Genomic DNA, 21,488 nt, shown 5'->3' on the forward strand with positions numbered 1-21,488 from the left:
GGGCCGGGCCGGACGGCGATGCCGTCCACCGGCAGCACGTCCTTCTCCCGACCGCGCCCCGGAAACCGAACGGGGCGCGGGCCGTACCGGGCGGTCAAGACAGCGGAGTCACGGCGGCGAGGTCACGGCGGCGAGGTCACGGCGGCGAGGTCATGACAGCGGGTCACGGGACATGAGGGTGAGGGCGTAGAGCGCGATCGCGGCGAAGTCGTCGGCGGGCTCGGAGGCCTGCCAGGAGCGGACGTCGTCCACGTAGCGGGAGCCGCGGCCGGTGAACTCCTCGTAGCGGTCGACTCCGTCGCCCGGGCACGGGTTCATCTCCTCGAAGTGGCCGCCCAGGCCGCCGGAGAACAGGCTCTCGTCGTTGGGCCCGTTGACCACCGCGCCGGTGGCCAGAGGGCGGCGGCCGTCGACCCGGCCGTTGAGGTTGGCGATCTGGTGGTGCGGGCAGCGCTCGGAGTTCTCACCCGCGCCGACCATGAACGACACGCCCCAGGCGTTGGCGCCGAAGATCCAGTTCCGCTGCCAGGTGCCGAAGGCGTCGTAGGAGCGGTCGCCGCTGACCGACCGGTAGAGCCGGGAGGTCGCGGCCAGGCCGAAGGCGTGCGGCACCGCGTCGAAGCCGTCGTAGAGCGCCCCGGCGCGGAACGGGTCCCCGGCCGCGCGGCGGGCGCCGATCTCCAGCTGGGCCTTCAGGTCGCCGAGCAGACGGGCCTCGTCCACGGACCCGCCGGGCAGGGCCCAAGGGGACGTGCCGCTCGCGCGGGCGGCGCGCAGGGCGCGGACGAGGTCGGTGTGGCCGAGGGCGCTGACGTCGTAGAGGTTGAGCGTGTCGCCTCCGGCGTCGTGCTTCAGGTACTGCCCGGCCCAGTGCGCGGCCTGCCGCAGCCACCGCCCGGCACGAGGGTCGCCCAGCCGCTGGGCGGCCAGGGCCAGCTCCGCCCCGCCGAGCTCCATGTCGTCGCGCCACACGCTCTCGGGGTAGAAGGCCCACGGCAGTGAGGTGACCAGCCGCCCCACGTTCTCCGTCGCGGCCATGGCGTAGACCGAGGCGGCCTGTTCCAGCAGCGCCCGGGCCCGCCGGCGATCCGGCTCGACCTGGGCGGCCAGGGCGAAGGCGGCGGCCGTACGGCCCGCGAGGTTGGGACTGATCGGCTCGCCGGGCGGGGCGGCGCGGAAGACCGGGCGGTTGCGGATGAAGCGGTGCCCCTCGGCGGCGTCATGGTCGTCGGCCTCGGGCAGGCGCCAGAGGTCGTGGTCCCCGGCGAAGGTGCCCTCGGCGTTGCCCGCACCGATGCCGACCTGGATGTAGAGGGTCTTCGACTTCTCGTCCCACATCTTGTCGAGCCACTTCAGGCCGTGGGCGGCCTCGGCGCGCAGGCGCGGGTCGGTCAGGCGGCCGCCGTCGCGCCAGGACGCCCACAGCAGCGTGTCGACGTAGGCCAGGATGTGGGTGAACTTGAGGTAGTCCCCGGCGTCGAACCAGCCGCCCTCGACGTCGACGGGGCCGCCGACCCTGGTGAGCTCGCCTCTGATCTGGTCGGTGTCCGGGCCGGTGAAGGCCGGCCAGTCGTAGACCTGGGCGGCCCTGTCGTTGAGGTGGCTGGGCCGGCGCCGCAGCTCCCCGGCGATGACGTCGGCGCCGTCGCGCTGGGAGCCGAAGAACGTGACGACCTTGGCGGCGGGCACCGCGAACAGCGGGGCCGGCGCCACGGTGAACTCGGGGGAGACGGCCGCACCGGCCCTGATCCGGTAGGAGCCCGGGGCGCGGAGCCCGGAGACGTCGATCGCGTGGACGTGCGGGTACCTGAGGTTCCAGGCGCCCAGATCGGCTCCGGTACGGCCGCGAAGCACCTCGCGGCCCCGGCGGTCCACGACGGTGAAGGGCGTCCCGGCGGCCGGGCCGGTCGTCATCAGGTAGGCCTGCTTCGGTTCGGCGGGTGTGAACCCGACCTGGTCGACGCGGACGAGTCCGGGGGAGGGGTCCGCCGTCGCGGGGGCCCCGGCCGGCAGGAGGGGGGAGAGGACGGTCAAGAGGGCTGCGGAGGCGAGGGTGCGTCGCATCGGCACTCCTGTGGAGATGAAAGTTAGGAAACCTTCCTAACCTGCCATCGGACGGTAACGACAGGGGCGGAGCCGGTCAATAGCATTCAGTCCATGACCTCCACCCTCTCCGGTACGCACGCCGGGCGCCGCGAGCGCCTCGCGGCCCTGCTCCCCGCCCGCGAGGCGGGCGCGATCCTGGTCACGCGAGCCGTCAACGTGCGCTACCTGACCGGCCTGTCCAGCTCCAACGCGGCGGTGCTGGTCCGGGCCGACGCCACGGCCGTGCTGGCCACCGACTCCCGTTACGCCGAGACCGCCAGGGCGCTCTGCGGCGGGGTGGAGGTGGTCGAGGAGCGCGACGTCGCCGGAGCGCTCGTCACCCGCGCCTCCGGGATCGCGGTCGAGGCCCACCACCTGCCCGTGGCCGAGTACTTCCGCCTCGCCGGGAAGCGCGGCGGGGAGCCGCTCAGGCTCACCGGGCTGGTGGAGTCGGTGCGCCGGGTGAAGGACGAGGCCGAGCTGGGCCTGATCCGCACCGCCTGCGCCCTCGGCGACCAGGCCTTCGCCGACGTGCTGCCCGCGCTGCGCCCGGGGCTGACCGAGCGGGAGGTCGCCCGGGCGCTGGAGGTCCGGATGCTGGAGCTGGGTGCCGAGAAGCCCGCCTTCGACACGATCGTCGCCTCGGGACCCAACGGCTCGATCCCGCACCACTCGCCCACCGACCGGCCGCTGGAGCGCGGTGATCTGGTCACGATGGACTTCGGGGCGTTGTACGCCGGATACCACGCCGACATGACCCGGACGGTGGCGATCGGCGAGCCCGCCGCCTGGCAGCGGGAGCTGTACGACCTGGTCCGCGCCGCCCAGCGGGCCGGCCGCCGCGCCGTGCGGCCCGGCGCGGCCGCGCACGAGGTGGACGCCGCGGCCCGCGACGTGATCGCCGGGGCGGGGCACGGGGAGCACTTCGGCCACGGACTCGGGCACGGGATCGGCCTGGAGATCCACGAGGAGCCTTTCCTGTCTCCGGCGACGCCGGAGACAGGACGCGGGCACGGTAGACTTGACGATCGAGTTCCGGTCACCGTCGAGCCTGGGGTTTACCTGCCGGGCAGGGGCGGCGTCCGCATCGAGGACACGCTCGTGACGCGTGAGGACGGGCCGGAGCTTCTCACACGGACGACCAAAGAGCTGCTTGTCCTTTAAAGAGCGGCCGTACGCAGGAGAAACCAGTGGCGACGACGAACGACCTCAAAAACGGCCTCGTGCTCAAGCTCGAGGGCGGTGAGCTCTGGACGGTTGTGGAGTTCCAGCACGTCAAGCCCGGCAAGGGTGGCGCCTTCGTGCGCACCAAGCTGAAGAACGTGATGTCGGGCAAGGTCGTCGACAAGACCTTCAACGCGGGCGTCAAGGTCGAGGTGGCCAACGTCGACAAGCGTGAGATGCAGTTCTCCTACATGGACGGCGAAGAGTTCGTCTTCATGGACACCGAGACCTACGACATGATGCACGTCTCCCGGGCCGCGGTCGGCGACGCCGCCAACTACCTGCTGGAGAACATGCTCGCCACCGTGGCGATCAACGAGGGCAACGTGCTCTACGTCGACCTGCCCGCGGCCGTCGAGCTGATCATCGCCGAGACCGAGCCCGGTCTCCAGGGCGACCGCTCCACCGGCGGCACCAAGCCCGCCAAGCTGGAGACCGGTGCGGAGATCAAGGTCCCGCTGTTCATCACGACCGGCGAGAAGGTCAAGGTCGACACCCGCACCGGCGATTACCTCGGCCGCGCCTGATGTCAGCACGGGGTAAGGCGCGCCGTCGCGCGCTGGACATCCTGTTCGAGTCCGAGGCGCGCGGCGAGGACCCGCTGGGCGTCCTCGCCGAGCGCGTGGAGAGGAAAGACCCGCCGGTCAACGAGTACACCGCGGCGCTCGTCGAGGGCGTGTGCCGGCACCGGGCGCGCATCGACGAGCTGATCACCACCTACGCCGAGGGCTGGACGCTCGACCGCATGCCCGCGGTCGACCGCAACCTGCTCCGCGGCGGCACCTACGAGCTGCTCTGGATGCCCGACGTCCCCGAGGGCGTCGTCATCAGCGAGTGGGTCGGGCTGGCCGCGGAGCTGTCGACGGATGAGTCGCCGCAGTTCGTCAACGGCCTGCTGGCCCGGTTCAAGCAGCTCAAGCCGTCGCTGTCCCTGTAGCGGCGCTCGCGGGGCCGACCCGGTCCCCGCGGGCCTGCCTCCCTTTCCCCGCCCCCTCCTTCCGCCCCGCAAAAGACTCGCCAAGGGCGGGTACGGATCGCATGGACGGCTGCGGGGGCCGCGCGGCGTAAGCTGGGCTGGTCACCGATAGAGGAGGCGATCTGAAGTTGCATGCCGTAGGCCTCTCGAGGCAGGCAGGCACCCCGGCGGTTCGCACCGCCGTCGTCTGGGACGTCCTGCGGGCGGCGCTGGCCGGCCGGGTGGCCGCGACCGGCCGCGACCGGCTGGACATCGTCGACGCGGGCGGCGGGACCGGAGGGTTCGCCGTTCCCCTGGCAGGGCTCGGGCATGCCGTCACGGTCGTCGACCCCAGCCCCGACTCGCTGGCCGCGCTGGAGCGCCGTGCCGCCGAGGCCGGGGTGAGTGTGCGGGCGCTGCAGGGTGATGCCGCCGACCTGGGGGACCTCCTCCCGGCCGACGGAGCCGACCTGGTGCTCTGCCACAGCGTGCTGGAGTACGTCGAGGATCCCGTCAGCGCGCTGGCGGCCATGGCCGGCCTGGTGCGCGAGGGCGGTGTGATCAGCGTGCTGGCCGCCAACCCGCTCGCCGCCGCGCTGCACCGCTCGGTCGCGGGCCGGTTCGACGAGGCCCGTCAGGTCCTCGACGACCCCGAGGGGCGCTGGGGGGACCGCGATCCCACGCCGCGGCGGTTCACCCGCGAGGCGCTGGTCGAGCTCCTGGGTGCCACCGGGTTCCGGCCCGGGGAGGTGCACGGTGTGCGGATCTTCGCCGACCTCGTGCCGAGCAGGCTGCTCGACGGCGAGCCGGGCGCGGCCAGCGCCCTGGTCGCCCTGGAGCAGGCGGCGGCCGCCCATCCGGTCCTCCGGGACATCGCCACCCAGCTGCACGTTCTCGGTCACCGGTGAGGCTTGCACCGAACGGGTGTTCCCATAGGATGGCGCCGTGTCGAGGAAACAGCAGATGGCGCACCCGGAGTCGCATCTGGGTGACGACGACACGGGCTGCCCGATCCTCCATGTGGACATGGACGCCTTCTTCGCCAGCGTCGAGCTCCGCGAGCGCCCCGAGCTCAGCGGCGTCCCCGTCATCGTCGGCGCGCCGGGCGCGCGGGGCGTGGTCCTCAGCGCCACCTACGAGGCGAGGAGGTTCGGCGTGCACTCGGCGATGCCCATGACCCAGGCCCGCCGGCTCTGCCCCAGGGCAGTGATCATCCCGCCGAGCCACGGCAAATACACCGAGGTCTCCCGGAAGGTCATGGAGCTCTTCGGCACCTTCACCCCAGAGGTGGAGCCGATCGCCTCCGACGAGGCCTTCCTCGACGTCGGCGGGGCGCGCAAGCGGCTCGGCCGGCCCGCCGCGATCGCCGCAATGATCCGCGAGCGGGTCGCGGCGGAGCACCGGATCACCTGCTCGGTCGGGGTGGCGAGCAGCAAGTTCGTGGCCAAGCTGGCCTCGCGGCACGCCAAACCCGACGGGCTGTTCGTGGTCCCGGCCGCCCGGGTGGTGGACTTCCTCCACCCGCTGCCGGTGGGGGCTCTGTGGGGCGTCGGAGAGCGCACGGAGCGGTCTCTGCTGCGGCTCGGCATCAGAACCGTCGGTGACCTCGCCGGGACCCCCGTGGAGACGCTCCAGCGCGAGCTCGGCCAGGCGGCCGGCACCCACCTCCGGGAGCTCGCCTGGGGGCGCGACGAGCGCCGGGTGACACCTCACGTGCCCGACCGGAGCATCGGGGCCGAAGAGACATTCGTCACAGATATCGACGACCCGGTGCGGATCCGCAGGGAGCTGCTCCGCCTCTCGGAGCGGGTCGCCGCCAGGCTCCGGGAGGGAGGCCACGTCGGCCGCACGATCAGCGTCAAGCTCCGCCGCGCCGACTTCACGACCCTCTCGCGATCCCGGACCCTCAGGGACGCCACGGACGTCGCCCAAGAGCTCTACGCGGTCGCCTGTGACCTATATGCCGCTTCCGGCCTGGAAAAAACGAGGCTCCGCCTGGTCGGGGTGCGGGTGGAGAACCTGCTTCCCGCCGACGGGGCGACCAGGCAGCTCAGCCTCGGAGAACGCGAGACGGGCTGGCGGGAGGCCGAGCGGGCGATGGATCGGGCCGCCCGGAGATTCGGTCGTGACGCGGTGCTTCCCGCCTCACTCGTCCGCCCGCCGACCGATGGAGTGGATCTATGACGTCGCCTCCGGTTTGGACTACGTTGGACGTTTTCTTTCGTCTACGTCTACAGCCTCGTATTCTGGGGATAACCGACCGCGAGGTTCGGACACCCCGTGTCGTCCGTCACCGTCTTCCCCGTCCTGGGGCTGTCCTTGGGAGGCGCCGTGCCGCTCTCTGAGCACGAGCAGCGCCTGCTCGAACAGATCGAGCAGGCCCTCTACGCCGAGGACCCGAAGTGGGCCAATACCGTAAGGATCAGTGATCCGCGCAGCCACTACAAGCGTCGTCTGGTGAAGGCCTCCATCGGCTTCATCCTGGGCGTCGTCCTGTTGATGGTCGGCGTCGTGATCAACCTCATCCCGCTCGGCGTCGGCGGTTTCGTGGTCATGCTCGCTGCGTGTCTTTGGGGTTTGTCCAGCTGGAAGCGGATGAACGGGTTCGGTGAGTCCACAGCGACCCCGTCCGCCGAACAGCAGGGAGGCAGGGTGGGGCGCCGTGGCGGCTCCCGGCCCGGCTTCATGGAGCGGATGGAAGAGCGCTGGCGCCGTCGCCACGACGAGCGCTGATCTCCTTCCCCGGCTTCAGCTGTCATACGTGAGTCGCCCCCCGGTTGGGGGGCGACTCACGTATGACCTCGCCTGCACCGCCGCCTGCCCGGCTTCTCTCCCGCCGGGCCGCGCGGTCAGGCGTTGCGGCGTGCCGGCCGCCCGAACCGGATGTTCTCCAGGCGGTCGAAGCCGTCGAGCAGGCGGGTGCCCATCGTCCGGATCCGCAGGAGCGTGGACGGGGGCAGCAGCGCCGCCCGGATCCGCCTGCCCCGTGACACCGCGCCCGCCAGCGCCCGCCGTACCCGGCGGACGTCCTCGCGGAGCGAACCGGTCTCCCCGAGCGTCCGGGCGAAGAGCATCCGCTCGACCGCTTCGGCGATCCTGGTCATCGAGGCGGTGGCGTCCGCGTCGAACTCGTATTGCTCGCTCAGCCGCCGGGCCAGGGCCCGGGGACTCTCGCTCGGCTGCCGGGTCATGCCGTAGTCGCACAGGGCGTCGTCGAGTTCCGCCCAGGCGGCCGCCACCGTGGCCTGGCCACGGTTGCTCCGGACCGCCGTGACGCGGGTGGAGCCCCGGGCCGCCTCCCTGCCCCTCTCCTCGACCGCGGCCGTCTCGCTCTGAGCCGGACGGCGGGAGTAGACGCGGCGGCGGCTGAGCCGCACCCCCCAGCGGAGCATCGCGGGGACCAGCGCGACCAGCAGCGCGGCCGCGACTCCGAGGCCGATCTTCACGGCCAGCGGGGTCCCCTCCTCCACCGCGATGGGCACGCCGCCGAAGTCGCGCTCGAGCATCGGGTTGCGGGGGCTGTTCGCCGACCCGCTGGGCAGGTCGCCGCCGGTGGGACCGGAGCTGGGGCGCGTCGTCGGCTCGTCGCTCCCGCCGGTGTCGACCGCCGGCTGGGTGTAGATCGGCACGGTCGCCGTGCCCTGCCCGGTGGCGCCCGACGGGGTGGGCTCGAAGCGCAGCCAGCCCGTCCCCTCGAAGTAGAGCTCCGGCCAGGCGTGCAGGTCGTGCGTGCGCACGGTCCACCGCCCGGCGATGTTGGTGCCGCCGGTGTAGCCGACGGAGACCCGGGCGGGGATGCCGAGGATCCGGGCCAGCACGGCCATCGAGGCGGCGAACTGCTCGCAGTACCCGGCCCGGCTGCGGATCAGGAAGTCCGTCAGCGCGGGGCCGCCGTGCCCCTGCGTGGCCAGGCTGTAGCTGAACCCCCCCTTGGAGGTGAAGAACTCCTGGAGCTGGATCGCCTGCTCGTAGTCGGTGGCGTCCGGTTCGGTCACCTGCGAGGCCAGCGTGATGATCTCGGGAGGGAGGTCGTCGGGCAGCCGCAGGTACCTGTCGGCGATCGCCTGGGAGGCGGGCCCGGCGGTGGTGAGCACCGCCGCGGTGGGACGGGGCTCGTTGCTGAGGACCTCGTAGGAGGAGCCCTCGGCGGTGTCCGTGGTCGAGAACACCATGAGGGTGTCCGCGTCGGCCCGCCAGTCGCCCTCGATGCGCACCTGGGCGGCCGGGTACGGCAGGGGCAGGAAGCTCATCTTCCTGACCTCCTCGCTCACCGCGACCTTGGTGGTCACCGGGGCGGCGGGCACGCTCGCGCCCTGGCCGGGAGCGGGAGGCAGCGGCCCCTCCGAGGTGCGGTCCTCGGGCCGGCCCTTCGGCGGCGACATCGTCCACTGGTCGCCGTCGAAGACGTCCAGCGAGTACAGCCGCAGGTAGCGGGAACCGCTGTCGCTGCTGGTGTAGGCCAGGATAGTGGAGTTGGCCGGGAGCGACAGGGCTCCCCGCAGGTTGACCATCGGGTTCGGGATGCCGATGGAGTTGCCGCCCCGGCCCGTGCCGTTCCCCACACCGAACCCGAACAGCGGGCTGGGCTCCAGGGTGGGCAGCATCGAGGGCAGCAGGACGGCCAGCACGATCGCGGCGAATCCGACCCGCTTGCCCGACAGCCGCAGCGTCCCGGTCTCCGCGGCGGGCCGGGGGGCGACGAAGGACGGCGTCCGGCGCACCAGCACCGCCCGCCCCCAGTGGGCGATCCGCTCCCGCCCGTCGGCGGCGAGCAGCCCGAGGAAGCCCAGGGCGGCGACGACGACCGTCGGCCAGCTGAGGGGGTCGCTGATGAACGAGGCGGGCACCACGAACAGCGAGAGCAGCGGCAGCCCGGCCAGCGCGCTCCGTCGCAGCCGGGAGGCGAAGAAGTCGACCAGTATCGCGATCAGTCCGACGCCGCTGCACGTCAGCAGGACGATTCCGGGCCTTTCCGGAACGGGGACGGCGAACCGCTGGATGTCGGCGAAGCCGGCGGCCGTCAGCTTGGCCAGCTCGACGACCGACTCCTTGGTGGGCACCACCCGGCCCCACGCCGCGTCTCCGGTGAACACCGCCGTCAGGTAGACCGAGAACGCGGCGAGCTGGGCCACGGGCGCCGGCCAGACCGGCAGCGTGTAGCGGCTGGCCAGCACACCGACCGCGGTCACCACGAGGATGGCGCCCAGGCTCGTCCAGAACCAGGTGCCGGTCTGGAAGAGGGGGTAGAGGGCGAGGGCGACCGCTCCGGTGGCCGCGCCCGCCGCGACGGGAAGTCTCATGAGCCGCCACCTCCGCTGACTGCGAACCGCCCGCGCTGCGCGGCGTCCGGCCACACGCCCGCGATCGAGGCGCCCGCGGGCAGCCGTACGATGCGCCAGCCCGCTCCGGCGAGCACCGCCTGCGCCGCCTGGTACTCCTGTCCGTCACCGAGCTCGGACCGCTCCCAGCCGGCCACGTCCAGCATCACGGCCACGCCGGTCACGTTGCCGTGCCTGAGCCGGGCGAGGCCCTGCGCCTCCTCGACGGTGACGCCGCCCAGCACGGCCACGATCAGGCCGTCGCCGCCGCCCTGCCGCAGGGCGCCGATGCCGTACTCCAGCGACCGCGCGGAGCTGGTCCGCACCACCGCGAGGGTGTCCAGTAACGACCAGCTCAGCCCGGTGTCGGTCAGGTGTTCGGCGCCCTGGTCGGTGACCAGCCGCAGCCCGAGCCCTTCGTGGGACAGATGGACGCCGATGGAGGCCGCAGCCGAGACCGCCACCTCGAAGGACGAGCGCGGGCCCTCGCCCCGGTGCGCGTATCTGCGCGTGTCCAGCAGGAGCGCGCCACGGCTCTGCCACTGCTGCTCCTCACGCCGGACCATCAGCTCGCCGTACCTGGCGGTCGAACGCCAGTGCACCCGCCGCAGGTCGTCGCCCTGGCGGTACTCGCGGGGCGCGACGTCGTCGTCACCCGCGGCCGCCACGCTCCTGGTACGGCTGTCGCCCCCGCCGGTCCACTCGCCGGACAGGCGGACGTGGGGCAACGCCACCACCTGCGGCGTCACCACCAGGGTGTCGCTGACGGTGAACGACCGGGTCAGCTCGACCAGGCCGAAGGGGTCGCTGATCCGGATGGAGAGCGGGCCGATGGTGAACCGGCCGCGCAGGTCGGAGCGGACCCGGTAGTCGATCTCCCGGATGCCCCGGGGCTCCACGCGGTCCAGGACGAACCTGGGACGGGCGCCGAGCGCGTAGGGGACGGTGTCCTCGATCATCAGCAGGCCGGTGGGGAGCCGCGTGACGTTCTCCAGCCGAAGGGTCACGGTGGCCTCGCCCCCCACCTCGGCGCGAGGCGGGTCGAGCCGGCGCGCGCAGCTCAGCCGGTAGCGGGTGCGGGCCACCACCATGGCCGCGAGCAGCGGCAGGGAGACGACCAGCACGCCGACCCGGAGCAGGTCGTGCTCTCCGAGGACGAAGGCGCACACCAGCGCCGCGACGCCCGAGGCGAGAAAGGACCTGCCGCGGGCGGTGAGCGCTCTCAGCCCGGTCATCACGTCACCGCCTTCACCGGTCCGGGGACGCGGGCCCGGATGCCGCCGCGCCCGCCGGCTCGCCCGCTCATCGCGCCTGTGCCTCGGGAACGGGCACCCGGCGGACCAGGTCGGCGATCACCTGTTCGGGCAGGCGGCGCTGGCCCTGGGCCTCGACGCTGGGCAGCAGGCGGTGGGCCAGGACCGGGACGCACAGGGCCTGCAGGTCGTCGGGGATGACGTAGTCGCGCCCGGAGAGCGCGGCGTGCGCCCGGGCGGCGCGGACGAGCTGCAGGGTCGATCGCGGGGAGGCGCCGAGCCGCAGTTCGGGGGAGTGCCGGGTGGCGGTCACCAGGTCGATCGCGTACTTCTTGATCGCCTGCGAGACGTAGACCGCGCGCACCGCCTCGATCAGCGCCCGGACCTCGGCGGTGGTGGCCACCGGCTCCAGCTTGTCGATCGGGGAGGTGGCGCCGTGCACGTCGAGCATCTCCAGCTCGGCGGCGGGCTCGGGGTACCCCATCGCGATCCGCGCGGTGAAACGGTCACGCTGCGCCTCGGGGAGGGGATAGGTGCCCTCCATCTCGATCGGGTTCTGGGTGGCGATGACCATGAAGGGGGCGTCCAGCCGGTAGGTCGTGCCGTCGACGGTGACCTGGTGCTCCTCCATGCACTCCAGAAGGGCCGACTGCGTCTTGGGCGAGGCCCGGTTGATCTCGTCGCCGACCACGATGTTGGCGAACACCGGGCCGGGCTTGAACTCGAACTCCCGCGTCTGCTGGTTGTAGGCGCTCACCCCCGTGATGTCGCTGGGCAGCAGGTCGGGGGTGAACTGGACGCGGCGCACCGGGCAGTCGATGGACCGTGCCAGCGCCTTGGCGAGCATGGTCTTGCCGACGCCCGGCACGTCTTCGATGAGCAGGTGGCCCTCTGCGAGCAGGACGGTCAGGGTCAGGCGGACGACATCGCTCTTACCCTCGATGACCGACTCGATCGCCTCGCGGATCCGGTGCGCGGTGGCCACCAGGTCGTCGAGCTGAGGTGGGACGTCTTGGGTTACTGCCACCGGGCCTCCATCGTTCTTCTATCGAGGGGACTGCCGGATCCGCCCGGCAGGGGAGTCGCTTCCCTGTCATGGTCTCGGGGCTCGAAACGATCAGGGTCTGGCCGTCGCCCGCCTCCGGCCGGGGCGGACGAGAGGCCGCCGCCTTCGGGAAACGGAGGGGGCGCGGAGGTGCGGCGGTTTCCCGTCGCGGGTATGGGGTGGGGGAACGTCCGGGAGCCGTGCCCCGCCGCGTGCGCCGCGGTAGGGCCCCACCACGGCGCCGCCGGCCGCAGTTCCGGCTGCGGCCGCCTTCGCCCTGCGGCGCCGTCCGGACCCGCACTCGTGTCGGGCAGCATTCGTCAGGTACCCCCAGGGACTCGGTCGTCCTTATTCCAATTGTGACTGCCGACACTACGATGCCGCGAGTTCCAGAGCGACTTTATGCGGGCATCAAGGACGTTTTCGGATGAACATGCCACAGTGTGAAGGACGATCGTTGCATTCCCGCACGCTGGATGTGCCGATTTCATGACACGGGACAGCGGCATGCCGGGCCTTCCGTGTCCCTTCGCCGGGGGCGCGCCGCCGGCGTGATCGCCGGGCCGCTCCGACACGCCCGCGGCGCCGAGGGGCCTCGTACCCGCTCCACTCTGCCCCACCCCCTCTGACCTGGGGAAATATCGACCATTTCGGACGCGTGTCCGGCCCGAATCAGTTGACGGTGGAGAGAAGTGGAGTATGGTGGTGCGCAGTGGAGGGCAGGGGCTGTGGAGGAGTAGTGCAGCGCTGAGCACTCCACTAGGCACGGGAGGTGGGGCCGGTGTTCCTCGGCACCCATCATCCGCGCCTCGACGACAAGGGACGGCTGTTCCTGCCGGCGAAGTACCGTGAGGAGCTGGCGGAGGGTCTGGTGATCACCAAAGGCCAGGAGCGCTGCCTCTACGTCTTTCCCGTAGAGGAGTTCAGACGCATCACCGAGGCTCTGCGCACCGCGCCGGTGACCGCCAAGGCGGTCCGTGACTACAGTCGTGTCTTCTTCGCCAGCGCGTCTGACGAGGTCGCCGACAAGCAGGGACGCGTCACCATCCCGCCGGCTCTGCGCGAATACGCCAGCCTGCGCCGTGACTGCGTGGTCATCGGAGCCAACACCCGGTTGGAGATCTGGGACGCGCAGGCATGGGACACCTATCTGGCCGACCAAGAGCAGGCTTTCTCCGATCTGTCGGAGGAGGTGCTGCCAGGGATTCTGTGATTCCACGGTCGACTCATCGGTGAACACGTCGTTCGGCGAGGTCTCCACCCGCAACCAGCCGCACGTCAGCTGATGCACCTTCCCCGGTGTCAGGTGGCGAGCGGATACGCGGGTGCGGATGGGGACCTGGCCGGACGGCCCGGCGCGGGGGCGGTAAGAGCCTTTCCCGACAACTCCGCCCTCTGTCGCGCGGCGCCCAGGTGGCGCCGCGCCGCTTTGTCGCCCCGTCTGCAGGAAAAGGCTCCACCGCACCGATGAACGTCCGCCGCGCATCCCCGAGTGCCGCGGCAAGAGGGGGGTAGCGCCTCATGCGCGCCGACAACGACAGATCCGATCTCCGGGCGGCGGGCGGTCAGGTGCCCGCGCACATACCCGTGATGCTCGACCGCGTGCTCGAGTTGCTGGCCCCCGCGCTGGCCCGGCCAGAACCCGTCGTCGTCGACGCCAATCTCGGCCTCGGCGGCCACGCCGAGGCGCTGCTGGCCGCGCACCCCTCGCTCCACCTCATCGGGATCGACCGTGATCCCACCGCCATCGAGCGCTCCACCGCCCGGCTCGCGCCGTACGCCGACCGGATCACGCTGGTCCGCGCAGTCTCGGACGAACTGCCCGAGGTGCTGGCCGAGGCCGGCCGGCCTCGGATCGACGGCGCCCTGTTCGACCTGGGCGTCTCCTCGCCCCAGCTCGACGAGGCCGAGCGCGGCTTCGCCTACTCCTACGACGCGCCGCTGGACATGCGGATGGACCGGGACGAGGAGCTGACGGCCGAGATCGTCGTCAACACCTACCCCGTCGCCGAGTTGATCCGGATCCTCCGGGATTACGGCGAGGAAAGATTCGCCCCGCGTGTCGCGCACCTAATCGCAAAGGAAAGGGGCAGGGAAGCCATAACGTCTACCAAGCGGCTTGCGGAGATCGTCCGTACGGCGATCCCCGCCGCAACCCGACGTACTGGGGGAAACCCCGCAAAAAGGACTTTTCAGGCGTTGCGAATCGAGGTGAACGCGGAGTTGACAGCACTGGAACGGGCGCTGCCCGCCGCGCTCGACGCGCTGACGCTCGGCGGGCGCGTCGTCGTGCTCGCCTACCACTCCCTCGAGGACCGGCTGACCAAGCAGGTCCTCACGGCGCGGACCAGGGACACCGGCCCACCCGGCCTGCCCGTCCCGCTCCCGGCCCACCAGCCGAGGTTCGCGCTCCTGACGAGGGGAGCAGAGCTCCCGAGCGAAGAGGAGGTGGCCCGCAACCCGCGGGCGGCCTCCGCCCGATGCAGGGCGGCAGAGAGGATCCGTGAGGCAGTTGACGAGGAGTGAGCCAGACGTCCGCCGCGCCGTGCCCAGCCGCGGTGGACGACCCGTACGTGTCCCCCGCGCGACGACGCAGGCCCGCAGGCCCGCCCCGGCGGGAAAGGCCCGGGTCGCGGTGGTGCCCGCCGCCCGGCCCGCGCCGGGTGGGGACGCGCCCGTCGTACGGCCCGCGAGCCGGGAGTCCGTGGGGGCCGTGGGGGCCGCACGGACTCCGGGGACCGCGGGGGCTCAGTCACCGGCCGCGCCGCGCCGCCGCGGGCGCGCGCCGCGTGCTCCCTTCGTCCTGCTCGTGGTCGGGCTGCTCTGCGGCGGCCTGATCACCCTGCTGCTGCTGAACACCGTCCTGGCCGAGGGCTCCTTCCGGGAGAGCGACCTGCGCAAGGCGAACAACGAGCTCGCTCAGCAGAAGGAGGAGCGGAAGAACGCCAACGCCCGGAAGAAGATGCCGGGCGCGATCGCGGAGGACGCCGAGCAGCGCAACAACCAGAGGCCCGACTGGGACTCCATCCACGTGATCGACCCCGACGGCTCCCCTGACGGCCAGGCGCCGGTGGAACAGGGAGCAGGGGCGGGCGCGGGCCGGTGAAGGACAGCGGCGGCCGTGGCCCGGGCCCGGGCCGCGGCGGTTCCGGCCGTCGGGGCCCGGGACGCACCGGCCGCCCCGAGGGGACCGGGCGGTCCGACGGACCGGAGGGCACGGGCAGGCCCGGCTCTCCCGGCGACCGGGACGAGCCGGGCGGGCCCGGATCGCCGGGCGGCAGGAACAGGCCGGGCAGGCCCGGATCGCCGGGCGAGAGGGGCGGATCCGCCAGGCCGGGACGTCCCGAGCCGGCGGACGGCGGCGTGCCGGGGCGACCGCGACCCTCCGGCGGCCAGGACCGGCCGGGCAGGCCGTCCCGGCGTGAGGAGGCGCCGCGGCAGCGTCGCGCGGACGAGAGCACGCGGCGGAGCCGTACGGACGGGACCCCGCGGACGGGGACTCCCGGCAGGCCGCCGCGTCCCGAACGGCCCGCGTCCGGGTCGGGGCGTCCCGAACGGCCGAGGCCCGGGACCGGGCGGCCCGAGATTCCGCGCTCCGGGGCCGGGCGTCCCCAGGCCCCGAAGCCGGCGGGGCGTGAGGCGCCGCGCCCGGCGCCCGGGCGCGTCCCCCGTCCGGTGCGGCGCGGAGACGGGCAGGAGACCGATCCCACCCGCGCCCGCGGGGGGCCCGCGGCGCCGCGCGGACCGCGCCCGCCCGCACGGGGCCCCGGGGACGGCAGGCCCCCCCGGCCGCCGGCGCGCCCGCCCGCGGTTCTGCGCCTGGGCAACCCCGGCAGGCGGATCAACATCGGCCTGATCGTCATGACCTTCGTGCTGTCCATCTTCGCCGGCCGCCTGATCCAGCTGCAGGGCCTGGACTCCAAGGTGTACATGACGGAGGCGGCCAAGCAGCGCGTCCAGGGAGAGAAGATCCCGGCCCGGCGTGGTTCGATCACCGACGTCAACGGCCACGAGCTCGCGCTGACGGTCGAGGCGCGGGAGATCTTCGTCGACCCCGCGGTGGTCGAGCCCGCGAAGCGCGACAAGGTGGCGGCGACGCTGGCCGCCGAGCTCGGCGTGGCGAAGGACCAGATCGCGGCCAAGCTCGCAGACGTCAGGAAGCGCTACGTGCCCGTCGCGACCGTCACCCCGACGAAGGCCGGCACGGTGCTGGGCCACAAGCTGGAGGGCGTCGGGAGCAAGCACAAGTATCTCAGGGAGTACCCCGGCGGCGACCTCGCCGGGACCCTGCTCGGCTTCGTCGGCGACGACGGCAACGGGCTGAGCGGTCTGGAGCTCCTGCACGACGGGCTGCTGGCCGGGCGCGACGGCGAGCAGGTCATCGAGACCGGGGCCAAGGGCCAGCGGATCCCGATGACCCGCACCACCCGCCGGACGCCGGTGGACGGCCGGGACGTGCGGCTGACCATCGACCGGGACATCCAGTGGGCCGCGCAGAAGGCGATCGCCGAGCAGGTCGCCGCCACCGGCGCGCGCACCGGCAGCGCCATCGTGATGGACGTGCAGACCGGCCGGCTCGTGGCCGTCGCCAACGCCCCCGAACTGGACCTGAAGAACTGGGAGGCGGCCCCGGCGGAGAACTGGGTCAACCGGGCCGTGGCCGACGTCTTCGAGCCGGGCAGCACCAACAAGGTGATCACCGCCGCCGCCGCGCTGGAGTCCGGCGCCGTGCGGCCCGAGACCGTGTTCACCGTGAAGGACGAGATCCGGTGCGCCGACCGGGTGCTGCGGGACTCCCACCCGCATCCCACCGAGCGGCTGACCTTCTCCGGGGTGGTCGCGACCTCCAGCAACGTGGGCACGATCCTCGCCGCGGAGAAGGTGGGCGACCGCAAGCTCCACGAGATGCTCCGCCGCTTCGGGTTCGGCTCCAGGCCCGGCGCGGGATTCTACGGGGAGGAGGCCGGGCTGCTGCCGTCGTGGCAGGACTGGTCGGGCAGCCAGCGCTGCACGATCGCCTACGGTCAGGGCATCTCGGTCACGGCGCTGCAGACGGCCAGCGTCTACCAGACCATCGCCAACGGCGGGGTGCGGGTCACCCCGTCGATCGTCGCCGGCACCACCGACGATCAGGGCGCGTTCACGCCCGCGGCGGCGGGCCGCCAGGCCCGGGTGGTCGGCGAGCGCACGGCCAGGGAGGTCACCGCGATGCTGGAGGCCGCGGTGAGCGAGGACGGCACCGGTACGATGGCCGCCATCGACGGCTACCGGGTCGCGGGCAAGACCGGCACCGCGATGCGCTACGACGCCGCCTGCCAGGGCTACTGCGGCTACACCGCGACCTTCGTGGGCTTCGCCCCGGCGGACAAACCCCGGCTGGTGGTCCTGGCGGTGATCCAGGATCCCCGCGAAGGCCACTACGGTGGGCAGATCGCCGCTCCCGTGTTCAAGAAAGTGATGACGTTCGCGTTGAAGAGCAAGAAGATCCCGCCCACCGGAACCACGCCGCCCTCGGTGCGGATACGCGCCGGGGAATGAGCGGGAACGGTACGCTCTCGCCGTGCGTCCCCCGTCGTCCATGCGACCCTCAACCAGCTCACCCCGGCCGCTCTCGGGGCTAGCGAGTCTGCTCGGCGCGCCTTCGGGCACGTCGCGGACGCCGCTGGCCGCCGTGTCGGGGATCACCATAGATTCGCGCCAGGTGCGGCGCGGCGACCTCTACGTCGCGCTGCCCGGGGCCACCGCCCACGGCGCGTCCTTCGCCGCGCAGGCCCTGTCGGCCGGAGCCGCCGCGATCCTGACCGACCCGGCGGGCCGCGAGGCCGCGGTCGCGACCGGCCTGCCGGTCCTGGTGGTCCCGGACCCCAGGGCCCTGCTCGGGCGGGTCGCCGCGTGGGTGTACGGCGAGCCCGTCAGGGACCTGATGGTGATCGGCGTCACCGGCACCAGCGGCAAGTCCACCACCACCTTCCTGCTGGAGGCCGGGCTGCGGGCCGCCGGTCACCGGGCCGGGCTGGTCGGCGGAGTCGAGATCCACGTCGGCGACCTGCGCTTCGCGCCCAGACTGACCACGCCGGAGGCCAGCGACCTGCAGGGGTTGTTCGCCCTCATGCGCGAGCAGGGCGTCACCGCCGCCGCCATGGAGGTCTCCAGCCACGCGCTGGCCCTCGGCCGGGTCGACTCGGTCTTCTACGACGTCGCGCTGTTCACCAACCTCTCCCAGGACCACCTGGACTTCCACAAGGACCTCGACGACTACTTCTCGACGAAGGCCCGGCTGTTCACGCCCGAGATGAGCCGGACCGGGGTGGTCAACATCGACGACGCCCACGGCCGCGAGCTCCTCGGCCTGGCGAAGATCCCGATGACCACCTTCTCCGCCGGGGGTTCCCCGGAGGCCGAATGGCGGGCCGTGGACGTGCGCCTGGGTTCCGACGGCAGCTCCTTCCGGGTCGTCGGTCCCGGCGGGGTCGAGGAGGACGCCACGGTGGCCTTGCCCGGCCCCTTCAACGTGGCCAACGCGCTGGGCGCGATCGTCTCCCTGGTCGAGGCCGGGGTGCCGTTGCAGACCGCGGTGGCGGGCGTGGGCACCCTGGCCGGGGTGCCCGGCCGGATGGAGCGCGTCACGGGCGCCGAGGACTTCCAGGCGATCGTCGACTACTCCCACAAGCCGGGCGCCGTGGAGTCGGTGCTGCGCTCGTTGCGCGAGGTCACGGCGGGGAGGCTGACGGTGGTGCTGGGCTGCGGCGGCGACCGCGACAGGGGCAAGCGCCCGATGATGGGGGAGGCCGCCGCCCGCCTGGCGGATGTGGCTATCCTCACCAGCGACAACCCTCGCTCGGAGGACCCCCTGCGGATCCTGGCCGAGATGATGGACGGCGTCCTCGGCGTGCCCGAGGAGGAGCGCGCACATGTGATCATTGAGCCGGACCGGGCCGCCGCCATCGACCTGGCCATCGGCAGAGCGGGCTTCGGCGACGTCGTCGTCGTGGCGGGCAAGGGCCACGAGCAGGGCCAGTACGTCGGCGACCAGGTGCTCCCGTTCGACGACAGGCAGGTGGTGGCCGACGCGGTCGTCAGACGGCGGAACCGGACCGGGCGCCGAAGCACACATGGAGAGTAGGGAAGCCGCATCATGATCCCGTTGCCCCTGGCCAGGATCGCCGAGATCACCTCGGGCGCCCTCGCGGGCATGGCCGATCCCCGCGCGGTGGTGCGCGGCCCGGTCGTCATCGACTCCCGGGCCGCCGTACCGGGGTCGCTCTTCGTCGCCTTCAAGGGCGACCGGGCCGACGGGCACGACTTCGCCGCCCAGGCCGTGGAGGCCGGGGCGGTGGCCGTGCTGGCGGAGCGGCCGGTCGAGGCCCCGGCGGTGATCGTCGGCGACACGATGGCCGCCCTGGCGGCCCTCGCGACGGCCGTCTGCGCCGAGCTGACCGGTTCCACGGTCATCGGCGTGACCGGTTCGGCGGGCAAGACCACCACCAAGGACCTGCTGGCCCGGCTCACCGCGAGGATCGGCCCCACGATCGCCCCGGTCGGCTCGTTCAACAACGAGATCGGCCACCCGCTGACCGTGCTGAAGGCCGACGAGACCACCCGCTACCAGGTGCTGGAGCTCAGCGCCCGGGGCGTCGGGCACATCGCCGAGCTGGCCCGCATCGCCCCCCCGAAGATCGGCGTGGTCCTCAACGTCGGCACCGCGCACCTGGGCGTGTTCGGCGGCAGGGAGGCGATCGCCCGCGCCAAGGGCGAGCTGGTGGAGGCACTGCCCGCCGACGGCGTGGCCGTGCTGAACGCCGACGACCCCCTGGTGGCGGCGATGGCCGAGCGCACCGCCGCCCGCGTCACCTGGTACGGCCGGGCCGCCTCGGCCGCCGTCCGGGCCGAAGGCGTGGCCGTCGACGACCGCGGCCGCGCCTCCTTCACGCTGCGCACCCCGTCGGGCGCCGCGCCGGTCAGCCTGCGCCTGTACGGCGAGCACGCCGTGGAGAACGCCCTGGCCGCCGCGGCCGCCGCCTACGAGCTCGGCCTGCCGGTCGCCACCATCGCCGAGGAGCTGTCGGAGGCCGAGCCCCGCAGCCGCTGGCGGATGGAGGTCACCGACCGCGCCGACGGCGTCACCGTGATCAACGATGCCTACAACGCCAACCCCGACTCCATGCGCGCCGCCTTCGGCGCCCTCGACGCCCTGGCGGGGGCCCGCCGCCGCTTCGCAGTGGTCGCCTCCCTCCAGGAGCTGGGCGAGGAGAGCGACGCCCTGAACGAGGGCGTGGGCCGCCTCGCCGGGGGCGCGGGGCTGACAGGCCTGCTCGTCGTCGGCGACGACGCCGGACCGATCCTGGCCGGGGCCCGCGCCGCCGCCGGGGACGGCGCGCACCCCGCGGTGACCCACGTCCCCGACGTGGCGGCGGCCGCGGCCGCCCTGGAGGCGGCGCTGGAGCCCGGGGACGTGGTCCTGATCAAGGGGCCGCGTGTCGCGGGGCTGGAACGCGTGGCCGAGGCGCTGCTCGGAGGTGACCGCCGGTGAGGGACATCCTCATCGCCGCGGCGGTGGGCCTGCTGCTGTCCATCTTCGGCACCCCCCTGGCGATCCGCCTGTTCTCCCGCCGCGGCTACGGGCAGAGCATCCGTGAGGAAGGGCCCTCCGGGCACCACGACAAGCGCGGCACCCCCACCATGGGCGGCACGGTGATCGTGATCTCCGCGCTCATCGCCTACGGGGTGGCGCACCTGATCCCTCCGCACGAGATGACGGTCTCCGGGCTGCTCGTGCTCTTCCTGATGACGGGGCTCGGCGCGGTCGGCTTCCTCGACGACTTCATCAAGATCTACAAGCAGCGCAGCCTCGGCCTGCGCAGCGGCGCCAAGGCGCTGGGCCAGCTCATCGTGGGCGCGGTCTTCGCGGTCCTGGTGACCCGCTTCCCCGACGCCTACGACATCACCCCGGCCGAGACCAGGCTGTCGTTCCTGCGGGACTTCGGGCCCTCGATCGGCATCTTCGGGTTCACCGTCTGGGTGCTCATCATGATCGTGGGATTCTCCAACGCGGTGAACCTCACCGACGGCCTCGACGGCCTGGCCAGCGGCGCCACCGGTGCGGTGCTGGCCTCCTACATCCTGATCGGCAACTGGCAGCTCCGCAACAGCTGCACCGCCCAGCTCGGCCCGAACTGCTACTGGGTGCGAGACCCGCTGGACCTGGCCGTGGTCGCCGCCGCCGTGCTCGGCGCGCTGATCGGCTTCCTGTGGTGGAACGCCCCGCCTGCCAAGATCTTCATGGGTGACACCGGCTCGCTGGCGCTGGGCGGCGTCATCGCCGGTCTGGCCATCACCACCCGCACCCAGCTGCTGCTGATCATCCTGGCCGGCATGTGCGTGATCATCACCATGTCGGTGATCATCCAGGTCGGCTTCTTCAAGGTGACCAGGAAACGGGTCTTCAGGATGGCTCCGCTCCAGCACCACTTCGAGCTGGCGGGATGGGCGGAGACGACCATCGTGGTCCGGTTCTGGATCATCGCCGGTCTCTGCGCCGCCGCCGGGCTCGGCCTGTTCTACGTGGAGTGGGTGCCCAAGTAGCCCCCGGCTCCACGCCGCACGCTCCT

At 72.6% G+C, this 21,488-nt stretch carries 17 protein-coding genes; 13 read left to right on the plus strand and 4 right to left on the minus strand.

Annotation, left to right across the window (positions count from 1 at the left end):
* Positions 1 to 150: 150 nt before the first annotated feature.
* Positions 151 to 2,064, minus strand: a complete 1,914-nt coding sequence (locus tag HS041_RS17165; RefSeq protein WP_196441677.1) for a glycoside hydrolase family 9 protein — start codon at positions 2,062 to 2,064, stop codon at positions 151 to 153.
* A gap of 93 nt (positions 2,065 to 2,157) precedes the next feature.
* On the opposite strand from HS041_RS17165, the gene HS041_RS17170 reads away from it, so the two are divergent.
* The 6 genes from HS041_RS17170 to HS041_RS17195 all read left to right on the plus strand — a co-directional run bounded on the left by HS041_RS17170 (position 2,158) and on the right by HS041_RS17195 (position 6,997).
* Positions 2,158 to 3,249: a M24 family metallopeptidase gene (locus HS041_RS17170; protein WP_196441678.1), complete on the plus strand. Its 1,092-nt coding sequence runs from the start codon at positions 2,158 to 2,160 to the stop codon at positions 3,247 to 3,249.
* Between the two features lie 26 nt (positions 3,250 to 3,275).
* A complete protein-coding gene (gene efp / locus HS041_RS17175) occupies positions 3,276 to 3,836 on the plus strand; it encodes an elongation factor P (protein WP_196441679.1) in 561 nt (186 codons plus the stop codon).
* Complete coding sequence (nusB, locus tag HS041_RS17180; protein ID WP_196441680.1) at positions 3,836 to 4,246, plus strand: transcription antitermination factor NusB; 411 nt, start codon at positions 3,836 to 3,838, stop codon at positions 4,244 to 4,246. Before efp ends, nusB begins: the two co-directional genes overlap by 1 nt.
* Before the next feature lie 167 nt (positions 4,247 to 4,413).
* The gene (locus HS041_RS17185; RefSeq protein ID WP_196441681.1) at positions 4,414 to 5,172 is read left to right on the plus strand and encodes a class I SAM-dependent methyltransferase; all 759 of its coding nucleotides are present in this window, start codon (positions 4,414 to 4,416) and stop codon (positions 5,170 to 5,172) included.
* A 55-nt stretch (positions 5,173 to 5,227) separates the two neighbouring features.
* Positions 5,228 to 6,448: a DNA polymerase IV gene (gene dinB, locus HS041_RS17190; RefSeq protein ID WP_196442544.1), complete on the plus strand. Its 1,221-nt coding sequence runs from the start codon at positions 5,228 to 5,230 to the stop codon at positions 6,446 to 6,448.
* Between the two features lie 147 nt (positions 6,449 to 6,595).
* Complete coding sequence (locus HS041_RS17195; RefSeq protein ID WP_196442545.1) at positions 6,596 to 6,997, plus strand: SCO2097 family morphological protein; 402 nt, start codon at positions 6,596 to 6,598, stop codon at positions 6,995 to 6,997.
* Positions 6,998 to 7,113: 116 nt separating this feature from the next.
* On the opposite strand, the gene HS041_RS17200 is transcribed toward HS041_RS17195, so the two are convergent.
* The 3 genes from HS041_RS17200 to HS041_RS17210 form a co-directional block, all read right to left on the minus strand.
* Entirely contained in the window at positions 7,114 to 9,564 is a 2,451-nt protein-coding gene (locus HS041_RS17200; RefSeq protein ID WP_196441682.1) for a transglutaminase TgpA family protein, read from the minus strand.
* Complete coding sequence (locus HS041_RS17205) at positions 9,561 to 10,817, minus strand: DUF58 domain-containing protein (RefSeq protein ID WP_230879099.1); 1,257 nt, start codon at positions 10,815 to 10,817, stop codon at positions 9,561 to 9,563. Before HS041_RS17205 ends, HS041_RS17200 begins: the two co-directional genes overlap by 4 nt.
* Before the next feature lie 67 nt (positions 10,818 to 10,884).
* The gene (locus HS041_RS17210) at positions 10,885 to 11,862 is read right to left on the minus strand and encodes an AAA family ATPase (RefSeq protein WP_196441684.1); all 978 of its coding nucleotides are present in this window, start codon (positions 11,860 to 11,862) and stop codon (positions 10,885 to 10,887) included.
* A gap of 799 nt (positions 11,863 to 12,661) precedes the next feature.
* Here HS041_RS17210 and mraZ point away from each other — a divergent pair.
* The 7 genes from mraZ (at position 12,662) to mraY (ending at position 21,462) form a co-directional block, all read left to right on the plus strand.
* A complete protein-coding gene (mraZ, locus tag HS041_RS17215; RefSeq protein ID WP_184943808.1) occupies positions 12,662 to 13,093 on the plus strand; it encodes a division/cell wall cluster transcriptional repressor MraZ in 432 nt (143 codons plus the stop codon).
* Between the two features lie 308 nt (positions 13,094 to 13,401).
* Positions 13,402 to 14,406, plus strand: a complete 1,005-nt coding sequence (gene rsmH, locus HS041_RS17220; RefSeq protein WP_196441685.1) for a 16S rRNA (cytosine(1402)-N(4))-methyltransferase RsmH — start codon at positions 13,402 to 13,404, stop codon at positions 14,404 to 14,406.
* Between the two features lie 187 nt (positions 14,407 to 14,593).
* Positions 14,594 to 14,986, plus strand: coding sequence for a cell division protein FtsL (gene ftsL, locus HS041_RS17225; protein WP_501224832.1), 393 nt, complete (start codon positions 14,594 to 14,596; stop codon positions 14,984 to 14,986).
* A gap of 755 nt (positions 14,987 to 15,741) precedes the next feature.
* Positions 15,742 to 17,418: a peptidoglycan D,D-transpeptidase FtsI family protein gene (locus HS041_RS17230; RefSeq protein WP_196441687.1), complete on the plus strand. Its 1,677-nt coding sequence runs from the start codon at positions 15,742 to 15,744 to the stop codon at positions 17,416 to 17,418.
* Positions 17,419 to 17,458: 40 nt separating this feature from the next.
* Positions 17,459 to 19,003: a UDP-N-acetylmuramoyl-L-alanyl-D-glutamate--2,6-diaminopimelate ligase gene (locus tag HS041_RS17235; RefSeq protein ID WP_196441688.1), complete on the plus strand. Its 1,545-nt coding sequence runs from the start codon at positions 17,459 to 17,461 to the stop codon at positions 19,001 to 19,003.
* A 12-nt stretch (positions 19,004 to 19,015) separates the two neighbouring features.
* Positions 19,016 to 20,410, plus strand: coding sequence for a UDP-N-acetylmuramoyl-tripeptide--D-alanyl-D-alanine ligase (locus HS041_RS17240; RefSeq protein WP_196441689.1), 1,395 nt, complete (start codon positions 19,016 to 19,018; stop codon positions 20,408 to 20,410).
* On the plus strand, positions 20,407 to 21,462 hold the full coding sequence (gene mraY / locus HS041_RS17245) for a phospho-N-acetylmuramoyl-pentapeptide-transferase (protein WP_196441690.1): 1,056 nt from the start codon (positions 20,407 to 20,409) through the stop codon (positions 21,460 to 21,462). The genes HS041_RS17240 and mraY overlap by 4 nt, the downstream gene beginning before the upstream one ends.
* Positions 21,463 to 21,488 lie beyond the last annotated feature (26 nt).

This window comes from Planomonospora sp. ID67723 (assembly GCF_015711605.1).
GTDB lineage: Bacteria > Actinomycetota > Actinomycetes > Streptosporangiales > Streptosporangiaceae > Planomonospora_A.

What these genes read in the sequence shown, in the direction of transcription:
- HS041_RS17165 (WP_196441677.1), bottom strand. Translation starts at nt 2,064, where the DNA reads ATGCGACGCACCCTCGCCTCCGCAGCCCTCTTGACCGTCCTCTCCCCC.
- HS041_RS17170 (WP_196441678.1), top strand. Translation starts at nt 2,158, where the DNA reads ATGACCTCCACCCTCTCCGGTACGCACGCCGGGCGCCGCGAGCGCCTC.
- nusB (WP_196441680.1), top strand. Translation starts at nt 3,836, where the DNA reads ATGTCAGCACGGGGTAAGGCGCGCCGTCGCGCGCTGGACATCCTGTTC.
- dinB (WP_196442544.1), top strand. Translation starts at nt 5,228, where the DNA reads ATGGCGCACCCGGAGTCGCATCTGGGTGACGACGACACGGGCTGCCCG.
- HS041_RS17200 (WP_196441682.1), bottom strand. Translation starts at nt 9,564, where the DNA reads ATGAGACTTCCCGTCGCGGCGGGCGCGGCCACCGGAGCGGTCGCCCTC.
- HS041_RS17205 (WP_230879099.1), bottom strand. Translation starts at nt 10,817, where the DNA reads ATGACCGGGCTGAGAGCGCTCACCGCCCGCGGCAGGTCCTTTCTCGCC.
- rsmH (WP_196441685.1), top strand. Translation starts at nt 13,402, where the DNA reads ATGCGCGCCGACAACGACAGATCCGATCTCCGGGCGGCGGGCGGTCAG.
- HS041_RS17230 (WP_196441687.1), top strand. Translation starts at nt 15,742, where the DNA reads ATGACCTTCGTGCTGTCCATCTTCGCCGGCCGCCTGATCCAGCTGCAG.
- HS041_RS17235 (WP_196441688.1), top strand. Translation starts at nt 17,459, where the DNA reads ATGCGACCCTCAACCAGCTCACCCCGGCCGCTCTCGGGGCTAGCGAGT.
- HS041_RS17240 (WP_196441689.1), top strand. Translation starts at nt 19,016, where the DNA reads ATGATCCCGTTGCCCCTGGCCAGGATCGCCGAGATCACCTCGGGCGCC.